Below are 12,814 nucleotides of genomic sequence, written 5' to 3' on the forward strand. Positions count from 1 at the left end.
AGTCAATTGTCCGTTGCCAACTGACAAAAAATCAGTCTAGTTGGCGTCCGGTGAGTTCGACAAAAATATCTTCTAAGTTGGAGGGGCGAACCATCATACCAGTTTTGTTGGGTGCGGTGTCAAGGTAGGCGTTAGCTTGTTCTAAGTTGGGGAAGAACTGATATTCTAAGCGATCGCCTACTTGTTTCATCACCAACCCTTCACCATGTTTAGAGCGTAGCTCCTCCAGGGTGCCAAGTTCTATCAGTTTACCAGCATCCATAATCCCGATGCGATCGCATAAATATTCCACCTCATCCATATAATGCGTCGTCAAAAGCATCGTCATCCCCTGCTTATTCAAATCCAGAATAATTTCCCAGAGGCGGCGGCGGGTTTGCGGATCTAGTCCTACCGTTGGTTCATCCAAAAACAAAATCTTCGGTTCATGTAACAGCGACCTCGCAATTTGCAACCGTCGCTTCATCCCGCCGGAGAGGGTTTTCACCAAACTATCTCGCCTCTGGTTCAACTCCACATACTCCAGCCATCGGTCAATGTCCTGCTGACGCTTCTTCGTGGGAATGTGGTGCATTCTTCCGTGCAGTTCCATATTTTCCCACACGGTTAAATCCATATCCACGCTGGTTTGTTGCAACACTACGCCGATATTTTGCTTTACCTGCAACGGTTGGCGCACCACATCATAACCTGCTACCTCAACTCGTCCATCGCTGGGTTTTGTGAGCGTTGTTAGCATCCGAATTGTAGTAGATTTACCCGCACCATTAGGGCCGAGTAAGCCAAACATTTCTCCAGATTCAATGGTAAAGGAGAGGTCGTTGACGACGGGAACTTTGTTGTAAAATTTGTGGACGTTTTGGAGAGAAACGGCAGTCATAATTACTATTTTTTTTTAAAAGTCTGAGTTTTGAGCTAAAAATTAGAACTTAGGAGTAACAACTAAGAATTTAAAATTCTTAACTTCCAATTCTCTAATTTATAACTCAAAAATAAAAACTAACTCCTCAATACTCTCCCATTATTTCTTCAGTTTCCCTCATTTCGTGTAAGGTTTGCCAACCTGCTTGCCACTCAGAAGGATTTTTCAAAATTTTGGCGTTAGTCCAGAAACGCACATTGGGGTCGCAGGAAGCCACCATTTCGGCAAACACAAACTTGCCTTGGTTTTTCCGATTAACTACTTGGAAGTGTCTCCAACCCCACGTTTTTTGTTGGGCTGTCCATTTGGAACCGACAAGGTGAGGATATTTCAGCTTTTTCTGCATTTACTATTCAATCAGATATTTCTGGAGGGAAAATACTTGGCATTGCAATCCTCCATTATCTACACATATTGCCAAACGGTCAATTTTTTGCAGCCAGATCCATCTAACCGTGTTGCCAATTTTCTGTTTTTTCTGGATAAGGCGTTTTTGTACCGCTTCATTAGGGCAAAGGATTTGGAAAGTGACTACCCCGCCTTCTTCTATTTCTCGAAATAGACAATCCCGAAACTTAGCGCGGATGCTGCTGTCGAATTGACTGTGAAATTTCCGTAGCTTACCAGTCCATGTTGTCTCGCGACGGTGGGGGGGTATGAGGCGGAAATCATCTTGATCTTCTTCGTCGGGATACAGAGGAGACATAATCTTCCTTTGCTGGTTGGGGAGAAAAGATTTTATCTTACATATTATGTTAATAACATTGTGAGTTAGAGGCGCATTTTTATTCAAATTTAGTAGGGTGGGTTTTCATCCCACCCTACTGCTTTTTAATCGTCTGTGTTATTAGGACTTTCAGCTAAGTAAGCACGCTCAAGAGATTCTATGCTAATTTTGGGTGGCTCGTCTCCACTTTCTTCTATTTCCTGCTGGAATTCGACAAGTGTCTGAAATAACTCTTCGGTAATTCTGAAAATTGGTTCGTCTGTCATAGTGTCCCCTCTCGATGCCAATATACTCACTATTCATTTTTACAAATTAGCGATCGCTATTGGTTCTACCGGATGGGCTAACTCAAACCCAAAGACGCGGGAATAAAAGTAAAACTCTCCATCGATGACACGTTTGATATTCTCGGCGCGGCGGAAACCATGCTGTTCGCCCTCGAAAGCGACATAAGCAACGGGTAAACCCTTGGAACGCAACACATCAACCATCATCTCTGCTTGGTTGGGCGGGACAACTTTATCCTCAAGCCCTTGGAAGAAAATAATCGGACATGATAACTTATCTGTGAAGTGGATAGGCGATCGGTCGTGATAAATATCTTGCTGTTCTGGGTATGGCCCAATCAAGCGATCGAAGTAGCGCGATTCAAATTTGTGGGTATCTCTTAAGAGTGCTTCTAAGTCGCTGACACCGTAATAACTCGCACCCGCCTTGAAGACATCGCGGAAAGTTAAGGCGCAAAGTGTAGTGTAACCCCCAGCGCTACCGCCTGCGATCGCCATCCGATTTTCATCCACCAAACCTTTTTCGGAAAGATATTTCGCCCCATTGACGCAATCATCCACATCCACAATACCCCACAGCCCATCTAAACGCTGATGATAAGCCCTTCCATAGCCAGTGCTACCACCATAATTTACATCCAGGTACGCAAAGCCGCGACTTGTCCAGTATTGAATCCGTAAATTTAACTGGCTAGAAGTTGCTGCTGTCGGGCCACCGTGACTTTTCACCACTAAGGGCGGTAATTCGCCTTCTGGTGCCATAAAGTCGTGGTTTTTGGGCGGATAGTAGAAGCTGTATGCTGTTAACCCATTTTCCGTCGGAAATTCAATCGGTTGTGCAATGGACAAATACCCAGTATCAATTTCCAGCTTACTAGAACGCCGCAACACCGACCTCTGCCCAGTAGTCAAATCCAGCTGAACAATAGAACTAAATTCTGTTGGCGAACCAGCAATGAACGCAACACGACCAGCAACAGCTTTTAAAGAAGTAATCTCAGTGTAAGGCGTTTCAATTTGCTGTAGTTTTCCGGTCGTCGTGTCGAGACTCGCTAAATGCCAAATTCCCTGCTGCGTGTAAGTACAGATGATGCGATTAGCAGATTCAAAAGCATAAGTGGACATCCCAAAAATCCATTGAGGAAGTCCAAATTCCGCCTCCATTTCGCACAAAGGTTCAGTTAACCCCAACCCTTCGCCTTCAACGGAGGCTTTTTTGTAAAGATTCCACCAGCCACTGCGATCGCTAACAAAGTGTAAAATGCCATCTGGCGACCACTCTGGCTGAAAAATCGATTCATCCGCACCACCAGCCACCAACTGAGATTCCCCCAAGGAACCATCTAGGTTAATTTGGGCTACCCATAATTCAGTACCATCCCAAGGCATATTCGGGTGGTTCCAAGTTAACCAAGCAAGTTGAGAACCATCTGGTTTCAGGCGCGGCGACGAGTAAAAATCATTGCCAGAAACCAACACCCGCACATCTTCCCCATTTTCCAAATTGATGCTAACTAAGGTGTTGACAGCTTCTTGACCCTCGCCCGTGTGGTCTTCTCGCACAGCATACAGACGGTTTCGTTGTCGGTCAATTATTGCATCCGCATAGCTCATTTTAGCCTCCGGTGTCAGAGGTTGCGGTTGGGAACCGGGAATCAGGCGATAAAGGCGCTGATCCGCGAAGTTGGAAAAATACACGATACCATCAGCGACGCAGTAAGCACCGCCGCCGTATTCGTTGACGCGGGTGCGGACATTAAAGGGAGGTGGCGCAATATCAATGGTTTGTCCGTCGGGGGTACGGCGCACAATTACAGTCCGTCCAGCTTCCGCAGGTCGCCCCTCAATCCAGTACACATCTTCGCCATCTATGGCAATTTGCCCCAATCCTATCGTTTCCGAAACCATCAAGTCTGAGGTGATGGGAGATTTCCAAGAACCATAGGGTTTTACTTGCTGCGTCATGTTTTTGTCAGTTGTTTATTGTCAGGCTAATAACTATCTTGGAGGAAATTGCTGCTCATTCACAATGACAAATTCAGCAGAAACCAAACCATAGGAGCGAACTTGGTCAAGGATTTTTAATAATTCTTTGGAATTGCTATTGGTGGAAATTTTCTGACGCGATCGCTTAGTTAAATCAACTACCTCAATCGGCCCCGGTTCGCTGGTATTCTCGCAGGCAAAAACTACTTCTGAAGAAGAAATAAATCCTAAATAGGAATTACTTTCAAATCCGTTGCAATTAGAAAATGCTAAAACACTATAATTATTGAGCGTATCCAATATTATATGATTAACCCACGATTTATTTAAACCATCAAAAACATCTAGCCGGACAATCAAATATCTGTTGTCAGGTGAAAAAGAAACAGGATTGGCGACAACATAGTAATTTTGCAATCTTTCTGACAATCCCAAAGCCGCCGTCAGCTTTCTTTGAACTGAGCCATCGGCGTTTTCAATTACTAATTCTTCGGCAATCTTTTCTGCAATATTAGAATTACATTTTATTAAAAACTCATTGGTATTGCGGCTTCTGTACTGACCCACCCTCCTCAAAATCATATTAATATAAACGGATTTCAAGCTATCGGGTGATGTTAAAATTTGGGATTGATACTTAAGCTGCGTGGAACCCTGACAGTTACCGTTTAATCTGCTAATGGTTTGCTGACTCAATTCCGCAAATGATTGATTATCTTGAGCAGAAGCTTTATTTATACTGGAAAAAACACTGGTAACGATGGCGCAAGAAATTAATGATGTTTTTATTGATAGGGCAATTCTATTTGATTTGGGAAAGATACTTTTTTTGACAACCCGCCTAGACGCAGAGGAAGAAAGAAGAAAGAGATTCATAAATGAATTTTAATTGCTATATTATTACTACCAATTCTCTACGATATTGGCTCAAAAACCATCTGGGAAATTAGCAGATAGCCAGCATCTGTTGCCCCTAAACAACCAATGCCTAAAAAGCGCCCATCTTCATCATGAACCCGCAGTGCGCCATCACTAATAGGCGCATCTGGAGGAAAAACACGTTGTCCTTGGCACCATGCTTTAGCGTCTTTTGCTGATAAGGTGAGGGTGGAAAGATGGGACAGCGCTGCTACTGCTGGAATCGGGTTAAAGGTTTCTAATTTTAGCTGTGCTTCTAATTCCTCAAAAGTTAGGCTATCTGTTAGGTGGAAGCCGCTACTGGAAGTGCGAGTCAAAGCGGCAAGAGTACCGCCGATGTTGAGAGATGTTCCTAAATCGCGAGCGATCGCTCTAATATAAGTTCCAGCACCACACGCGATCGCTACATCCAATTCTGGAAAATCGCCGAGTCGCCATTCCAAAATTTCTATCTTGTAAACTTCAACTTGTCGTGCTGGAACATCTATTATTTCCCCCGTTCTTGCCAAATCGTAAAGTCGTTTTCCATCAATTTGAATCGCACTATACCTGGGTGGTATTTGTTCAATCTTTCCCACAAATTGCCCAAGGGCTGCTTTCACCTGTTCTAAAGTTAATTCCCGTACAGGTTCAGCGCTAATGATTTCCCCTTCCAAATCATCAGTCGTTGTCCTCACGCCCAGCCGAATCGTTCCCCAATAAGCCTTATCTGACCGCAAATATTGCAACAGTCGCGTTGCTTTTCCCAGCGCAATTGGTAAGACCCCCGTAGCAGCAGGATCTAAAGTTCCCCCATGTCCCACCCGCTTGAGGCGCAAGAGTTTTCGCACTTTAGCAACGCAATCGTGAGAAGTAAATTCAGTTGGCTTGTTTAAATTTAAAAAACCTTGCACAAAATAATCCTATAAAAGTAAAGTATGCGGCGATTAGAAATTGCGGTTACACAAACGAAGTCTGCGTAGGCGGACTTTATAACCCGCACAAGCAGGTTTTGTCTGTATAGCCGCGTGACTCCATTCGCTGGGCAATTTATAAATTCTAAGGTGTTGCCTGTGGAGTTGGAGAAACCCTATTTTCTGTTCTCTGTTGCCTGTTAATTCTCATATTCAACTGTTCTGCCGTCAGCGATTGAAGTAAACTCAAAGGCAACACATCTTGACTAATAGATTGAGCATATTGAGCATTCAGGTAACGCTGATAATCTTGCTCTCCAGCAACGTGTGTTTTAAAAAAGGCAAGGCTCAATAGTTTCATATAGTTAAAAGCTATTTTCGGATCTGGCCCAATAACTGATACCGGAATCGGGATCACACCACCATTGGCAACTGATTCTGCCATAGTAGAAAAGTGGGTTCCCTGTTTAAGTAGAACCAGATACTTGTCTGGTGTAGTCAGCCAAGTAAAGGGAAGAATCTGTTCTGCTAAGGGTGGAGTGACAGTATCATTGCTGCTGGCAACTAACATCACCGGAACTTTGATATCAGCAAGCTCAGATTGTCCAAAGATTGTGCTAGTAACAGGGTTAATAGCGATCGCAGCTTTCACTCGCCCGTCCTGCAAATTATAATCAACTGGGGGCAGCTTGATTGCCCGACACTGAAGCAACAGCGACAGATTCAAAGTCTCATTCAACACCGGACAATCTTTTTGCAGTTGCTCAAAATTAATTTCTGCCCCAGCCAGTGCCAAAGCCGTATAACCTCCAAAAGACTGGCCCATAACACCAACCTGTTGCAAATTGATTCGCCCTTGATACGTTGCTCCCAGTTGATCCAGCAAATACTTTACATCCAGAGGTCGGTCAACCGCCTCAGAAGGAGGGCCCGCCTCATTAGCAAGCCCGCTAAATAACTCTCGCACTCGTTCAGCATTACTACCTGGATGCTCCGGTACAGCAACCGCAAAGCCGTAGGATGCCAAGTGTTCAGCTAAATAAGCAAACGAAGTGCGGTCATTTCCCAATCCGTGGGAAATCACAATTACGGGTGCTGAACGTCCGCTGAGTTGGGGTAGGTAAACATCAACCGCGTAAGCGCGAGAGCGGCTAAAGTCATTAAGAAGCAGTGTTTGCTTTTCCCATTTCAGAGGGCCTTGTTGTTGCAAATCCTGCCCTTGGCTGGAATTTAACGATGTCGCCATTGGTAACGGCGCAGATATGCTCTGATCTGATGGCGTAGTTGCTGCTTCAGCGATCGCTTGCTGTTCCACAGATGCGATCGCTACCTGCGTTTCCCGAATCGCATTTGTCAAATCGCCAAGAATCTCAAAGCCACGCTCTGAATTGATCCGAACCGCGTAAGTCGGAAAATTCCGCAGCACATTCAGCAGCGTCAAGCCTTCCGGATCGGCCGCAGCTTGAATCAAAGCCGCTCGAATCGCATAAAAACCCGGTTGAAAAGCTTTCGTTTGGATAACCTCGCCCACCCGTCGCAGTATCACTTCTCCCTGCGGCGTGTAGAGAAATTGTGCTACAGCTACAGGACTCACATCAGCGCGAGTCAGCAAAATATTTCGTAACTGCGCCAGCTGTTCCGGCTTTATATATCTAGCATAAAAAGCTAAATCATCATTAATTTTGCCTTCCCTGGCATACACTTCCAAAGCCGAAACTGGCAGAGTCAATTGCAAAGGGCCATAAGAAATAAATATTTGCTCAGCTCCCAACACGCGGCTAGGCATCGCCGCAATTATTGCAGGTATTGCTAACGCTAAAGATAAAATAAACTTTCTCGTTCCCAGGCTCTGCTTGGGAATGCCAACCCGGGGACTCCGCCTCGCCTCAAATCGAGGCTGAAACTGCCCTCCCCTGCAAGGCGAGAGTCCTACCAAAGACTGTCCCGGCTTGAGTGGATAGCCGTCCCTAAAATTCCTCATCAAAAGGCTCAACCCCGTGCCATCCTTCATCTGTTCCCCGCTTTTGCAATCTTTGACAACGTTTAACATATAATCTAGCCGCTTTATCTTGGTTATTTTGCTCTAAAACATTGCTAAAAACTTGCTCTGCTTCAGCAAACTTTTTACTGTAATAAAGATGAATGCCAAATTCAAAATGGCTTCTGGTTCCGCTCTTCAACTCTCTTATTTCCGCAGAATTACTATCAAAAACCTCAAAAACTGGCGATAAATCTTTGCGCCCTTTAATATTAACCCTGTCTAAAAACCTATAATTATATTTTGTGGGATCTTCCAAACCAAGCAAAGTCTTTTCACTAATAATAATAGAAGCTCCGTAAACTTTGGTCAAATCTTCTAGGCGAGAAGCCAGATTCACCGCATCGGAAATCACCGTTCCTTCCATACGCTGTTCATCTCCAATCGTACCCAGCATCAAAGTACCGCTATGGATGCCAATACCGATGGCTATGGGCGGAGAAGCGTTTTTTATGAGTTCTACATTATATAGACTCACCTGTTTTTGCATTTCAATAGCTGCTTGCAAAGCGTCTTCAGCGCTTTGTGGAAAAAGCGCCATCACTGCATCTCCAATATATTTATCAATAAAGCCGTTATTCTGACGAATAACCGGGCTAACTCGACTCAAGTAAGAATTAATAAAATTAAAATTTTCTTTGGGAGACATTCCCTCAGAAAGAGTGGTAAAGGCGCGAATATCAGAAAACAGAATTGTCATTTCTTTCTGTACTTGGTCGCCAAGTTGAACATTAACAATACTTTCTTCTCCCAATAACCTGATAAATTCATGGGGGACAAATCGCCTGTAAGCAATATTAATTTTAGAAAGTTCAATATGAGTCTTAATTCTAGCTAACAACTCATTTTTTGCCACAGGTTTGACTAAATAATCATTAGCGCCAGATTCAAATATTTCAATCACATTTGAAACCGTATTAGCAGCTGTGACAATAAAAATTGGCAATTCATTAGCAGGAAAGGTTTTGCGAAGTGTTTTGCAAACTTCAAAACCAGACATTTTTGGCATCACTACATCTAGCAATATCAGGTCAGGCTTCAAACCCTTTTCAATTACTTCTAGTGCTTCTATACCATCGCTAGCTTGAAAAACAGTATAATTTTCTAAAGATAAATAGTTAGTAAGTATCAGAAGATTAACCGGATCGTCCTCCACAATCAGGATGGTAAAATTGCTGGAAGAGACTTTCTTTTTAGGGGAAGAAGCAATAGAAGTTTCACTTTTGGCAGGCAAGGGGCAATAGGGAAAAGGCAAATTTGAAGAATTTTCCCACTCATTAGCTACTTGCCTCAACGCCAGCAACCCTATGGGTATTCCCTTGGCGGTGGTACGCAGTTTGTAAACACTGTTTGCCTCTTGCTGGTAATTTGTGAATGGAGTTTCGCCCCCGTTTAGGGATTCATTCTTGTTTCCTATGCTAAGCTGTTCCGTTGGCTTAGGGTCTAGGTTCCGTGTAGACTCAACTTGAGACAGTGGCAGAGTAAAGGTAAACCGCGAACCTTTCCCTACAGTGGAATCTACGCGAATTGTACCACTATGCAACTCTACCAGTTGTTTTGTAACGGCAAGGCGGATGCCCGTTCCCAAATAACGTTTATTTGTAGATTCTTCGGCAAATTCAAAAGCATCAAAAATTTTCTCCAGTTTATTTTCTGGGATACCGATACCAGTATCAGAAACTGTAATAGCTAGCATTAGGGACTGGGGACTGGGGACTGGGGACTGGGGAAGAATCGAACCAATCACCAATCCCCTATCCCCAGCCCGTAATGAAGCTGAAACTTCTATAACACCGGATTGTGTAAATTTAATCGCATTGCAGACTAGATTATACAAAATTTGCTGCACTCGATTTTCGTCAGCTTCTACCAGTGGGACGGCTGGATCGATTTGATTAATTAAGTGCAAAGATTTGTTTGCTGTGAGGGGTTTGGAGAGTGCTAAAACAATATCGGTGACTTCTCGCATTCCCACAGGTTTGATTTTCAGTTCCAGCGTTTTGTGCTTTAGTTTTTCTAAATCAACAATATCATTTACCATGTTTGCCAGTCGTTGACTGCTTTGTACAATCATGTATAAATTTTGCTTTTGGATTTCTGATAGCTGCCCAGCGGCTCCATCTAGCATAGACTCGGCAATGCCGATTATTCCATCTAAAGGTGTTTCCAGTTCGTGGGAAGTATTGATTAGAAACTCATCTTTGAGTTGATTTATTTGTAACAATGTTTTATTTTTTAATTCTAGATTTTGGGCGTAATCGTGGATTTCAGCTACCATCGAATTAAAGGCATCCGCTAGCAGTCCCAACTCGTCTTTGCTTTGAACATCAATAAATATGTCAAAGTTGCGATCGCGTACTTTTTCCGCGCCTTCGCGTAATTTATCAATCGGGTGTCCCAGCCAACGCGCCAGTAAAAATGCTATTAACAGTGAAAGAAGAAAACTACTACTAATAATACTAAGATAGATATAGCGCAATCTTTGTACCTGATTTGCTTCGATTCTCCCGTCGTACTCTAATCCCATAACTGCGATGACTTTCCCATCTTCATCTTTAATCGGAATAGCTGCTGTCAGGAATTGTCCCCATCTATCTGTGTAAAACTTTTTTCCGGCTTGTGGTTTCCCATCAAAAGCTTTTTGCAGTTCTTCTTGCTTAGTTGCGTATAACTGACCAATAATTTTTCCTTTTTTGTCTTGGCTTTCTTCGCGATCGGTATCGGCAATAAACTTTACTACATTACCATTTTGTGATTTCCCTACTTTAACTATAAGAGAAGTTGATTTTATTAACGGTATATCAGATGTATCTTCTGTTAATTCCTTAAAAAATGTCAGAGGATATACTTTTTCACTGCTACTTTTTTGAATGTTTTTCAAGACTTGCATAATGTCTTGGAAGTCCTGAGACTGCATATATTTTTGGGCAATCTCCGGTGGCAATGATTCGGCAGTATCTCCTGGTTTTAGCTGGGTAATTATCTCTTCTATGGGAAGAGAATCTCGCTCGATAGCCAAACTTAGCCGTTGAATCTTTTTTTTGTCTTCATCATCAACTAAAAAGGCAGCAGAACGGCCTACATCTCTAAGCCGTTCTGCCATTTGATTTAAAACAATCTGTTTGGTTTTAGCATAATAAAAATAGACGCTAGTGCTAGTAAGTCCTACCGACAGAATCGAGATAGCCATTCCTATCTTCAAAGCAAAGGGAAATCTCATAACGCTATCCCATAAAATTTAGAATTATTTGAAAAGTATAATTAGGTTTCAAAACTAGCCTGGTATAAGCTGTCACGTATTTTAATTGTCATATTCACCAAGGTTTTTTCTGCTGCGTCCGGTTTTTATTGTCCGCTGTTGCGAAAAAAAAACCTCTTTTGCCAGCCTATATTTAGTCCTCTTGAATGCACAACAGCTTAGTAAATAAACTGAAATTATTAAATTGATATATTAAAAATTTTATGCGTAACAGACCTAATCGACAACATTATAGTTTGTTAATTATTGCAACCATTTTTTTTACCAAGGTAAATAAGCTGAAGATTAGGGCGGTTTTTTGTTGATGGTAGAAACTCAAGCTAATCGGAACTGTAGCAACGCCTTTATTGTGGTTGATTTTGTCTTTCTTGTATTTTATATTCCTCAGTCAATCGATTTGGGATTTTGCGGAGGTCAGAATTTTTGGGCAGATGCGTCTTCGCTATGGATTTTGGATTGTTTTTCTCGTTATGAGTAAGAGACGGAGAATGCGCCTTAGGGACGCGATCCCTCAACAACTAGAAACAGCACCGCTGACACTAACCAATTCTCAGCATTCCCAGCCAGAGACTCTTAACCAGAGACTCACAGAACTGATTCGATAAAAATCTGGTAGGGTTTTAAAACGGTATAAATAACACCAAGCTGAGTCAAGACGGCGCGATACGTTGGTACTCACCGAAGCCGGTTCTGTGACAGACGCTCCTGCTACGTATTTCACTTTAATCATCGGGTATAAACATGGAAGCATTGAAAGGACGAGATTTACTGAGCCTGGCAGACCTCAGTGCTGAGGAAATTAAAGAACTTTTGCATCTGGCAGCTGGACTGAAGTCCCATACAGTGAATCTGCGATGCAATAAGGTGCTGGGATTGTTGTTTTACAAGGCTTCTACACGCACTCGCGTCAGCTTTTCGGTGGCGATGTACCAACTAGGCGGTCAGGTGATAGACCTTAATCCTAACGTTACTCAGGTGAGCCGGGGGGAACCGTTGGCGGATACGGCGCGGGTGTTGGATCGATATTTGGATATCCTGGCGATTCGGACGTTTAAGCAGGAGGATCTGCAAGCCTTTGCTAATTATGCCAAGATTCCGATTATTAATGCTTTGTCGGATTTAGAGCATCCCTGTCAGGTTTTGGCTGATTTGTTGACAGTTCAGGAGTGTTTTGGGAGTCTGGCTGGGCTGACTTTGACTTATCTGGGAGATGGCAATAATATGGCTAACTCGCTGCTTTTGGGTGGCGCGTTGGTGGGGATGAATGTAAGAATTGCGACACCACAGGAGTATCAACCCGATGCGACAATTGTAGAGCAGGCAAAGAAAATTGCAGGCGATCGCGCTGAGGTTACAATTACTAACGACCCTGAAGCAGCAGCTAAAGGCGCTCACGTGCTTTATACCGATGTCTGGGCAAGTATGGGACAAGAGGATGAAGCTAATGCTCGAATTCCAGTTTTTCAACCTTACCAGGTAAACGATGAACTGTTGAGTATTGCCGATTCTAGTGCAATTGTGCTGCACTGTTTACCCGCTCATCGGGGAGAAGAAATTACTGATAAGGTGATGGAAGGTGAAAAGTCGCGGGTTTGGGATCAGGCGGAAAATCGAATGCACGCTCAAAAAGCTTTGTTAGTCAGTCTCTTGGGCGCAGATTGATTGCAGCTAATGGAATCATTCCTAATTGCTAATTGTGCAAACGCGATTAACTACTAGACAGACGCAAGTTTTAGTAGTACGAATGTTCTATAGGACGTACATTACTAATTCCGTTAGTTTGT

General features: G+C 43.2%; 10 protein-coding genes. 1 reads left to right on the forward strand and 9 read right to left on the reverse strand.

Features of this window, described 5'->3' with window-relative positions; genetic code table 11:
• Positions 1-31: 31 nt before the first annotated feature.
• From H6F74_RS03335 to H6F74_RS29145, 9 genes are all read right to left on the reverse strand, one after another.
• On the reverse strand, positions 32-883 hold the full coding sequence (locus H6F74_RS03335) for an ATP-binding cassette domain-containing protein (protein WP_190436424.1): 852 nt from the start codon (positions 881-883) through the stop codon (positions 32-34).
• A 124-nt stretch (positions 884-1,007) separates the two neighbouring features.
• Entirely contained in the window at positions 1,008-1,268 is a 261-nt protein-coding gene (locus tag H6F74_RS03340; protein WP_190425189.1) for a TIGR02450 family Trp-rich protein, read from the reverse strand.
• Between the two features lie 3 nt (positions 1,269-1,271).
• Positions 1,272-1,628, reverse strand: coding sequence for a hypothetical protein (locus H6F74_RS03345; RefSeq protein ID WP_190425186.1), 357 nt, complete (start codon positions 1,626-1,628; stop codon positions 1,272-1,274).
• 125 nt (positions 1,629-1,753) lie between these two features.
• Complete coding sequence (locus tag H6F74_RS03350; protein WP_190436255.1) at positions 1,754-1,915, reverse strand: hypothetical protein; 162 nt, start codon at positions 1,913-1,915, stop codon at positions 1,754-1,756.
• 39 nt (positions 1,916-1,954) lie between these two features.
• Positions 1,955-3,901: a S9 family peptidase gene (locus H6F74_RS03355; protein WP_190436258.1), complete on the reverse strand. Its 1,947-nt coding sequence runs from the start codon at positions 3,899-3,901 to the stop codon at positions 1,955-1,957.
• A 33-nt stretch (positions 3,902-3,934) separates the two neighbouring features.
• A complete protein-coding gene (locus H6F74_RS03360; protein ID WP_190436260.1) occupies positions 3,935-4,489 on the reverse strand; it encodes a hypothetical protein in 555 nt (184 codons plus the stop codon).
• A gap of 347 nt (positions 4,490-4,836) precedes the next feature.
• Complete coding sequence (truB, locus tag H6F74_RS03365; RefSeq protein WP_190436263.1) at positions 4,837-5,733, reverse strand: tRNA pseudouridine(55) synthase TruB; 897 nt, start codon at positions 5,731-5,733, stop codon at positions 4,837-4,839.
• A gap of 145 nt (positions 5,734-5,878) precedes the next feature.
• Positions 5,879-7,783, reverse strand: coding sequence for an alpha/beta hydrolase (locus tag H6F74_RS03370; RefSeq protein ID WP_242021774.1), 1,905 nt, complete (start codon positions 7,781-7,783; stop codon positions 5,879-5,881).
• Positions 7,701-10,991 carry a response regulator gene (locus H6F74_RS29145; RefSeq protein WP_199300790.1) on the reverse strand — a complete coding sequence of 1,097 codons (3,291 nt, stop codon included), beginning with the start codon at positions 10,989-10,991 and terminating at the stop codon, positions 7,701-7,703. The genes H6F74_RS03370 and H6F74_RS29145 overlap by 83 nt, the downstream gene beginning before the upstream one ends.
• Positions 10,992-11,771: 780 nt before the next feature.
• Here H6F74_RS29145 and argF point away from each other — a divergent pair.
• Positions 11,772-12,692: an ornithine carbamoyltransferase gene (gene argF / locus H6F74_RS03380; RefSeq protein WP_190436266.1), complete on the forward strand. Its 921-nt coding sequence runs from the start codon at positions 11,772-11,774 to the stop codon at positions 12,690-12,692.
• Positions 12,693-12,814 lie beyond the last annotated feature (122 nt).

The sequence above is a fragment of the Trichocoleus sp. FACHB-90 genome, assembly GCF_014695505.1.
Classification (GTDB): domain Bacteria; phylum Cyanobacteriota; class Cyanobacteriia; order Cyanobacteriales; family FACHB-T130; genus Funiculus; species Funiculus sociatus.

Bases quoted from the DNA above. Each gene is read 5' to 3' on its own strand.
- H6F74_RS03355 (WP_190436258.1), bottom strand. From the start codon at position 3,901: ATGACGCAGCAAGTAAAACCCTATGGTTCTTGGAAATCTCCCATCACC.
- H6F74_RS03345 (WP_190425186.1), bottom strand. From the start codon at position 1,628: ATGTCTCCTCTGTATCCCGACGAAGAAGATCAAGATGATTTCCGCCTC.
- H6F74_RS29145 (WP_199300790.1), bottom strand. From the start codon at position 10,991: ATGAGATTTCCCTTTGCTTTGAAGATAGGAATGGCTATCTCGATTCTG.
- H6F74_RS03350 (WP_190436255.1), bottom strand. From the start codon at position 1,915: ATGACAGACGAACCAATTTTCAGAATTACCGAAGAGTTATTTCAGACA.
- H6F74_RS03370 (WP_242021774.1), bottom strand. From the start codon at position 7,783: ATGTTAAACGTTGTCAAAGATTGCAAAAGCGGGGAACAGATGAAGGAT.
- H6F74_RS03340 (WP_190425189.1), bottom strand. From the start codon at position 1,268: ATGCAGAAAAAGCTGAAATATCCTCACCTTGTCGGTTCCAAATGGACA.
- argF (WP_190436266.1), top strand. From the start codon at position 11,772: ATGGAAGCATTGAAAGGACGAGATTTACTGAGCCTGGCAGACCTCAGT.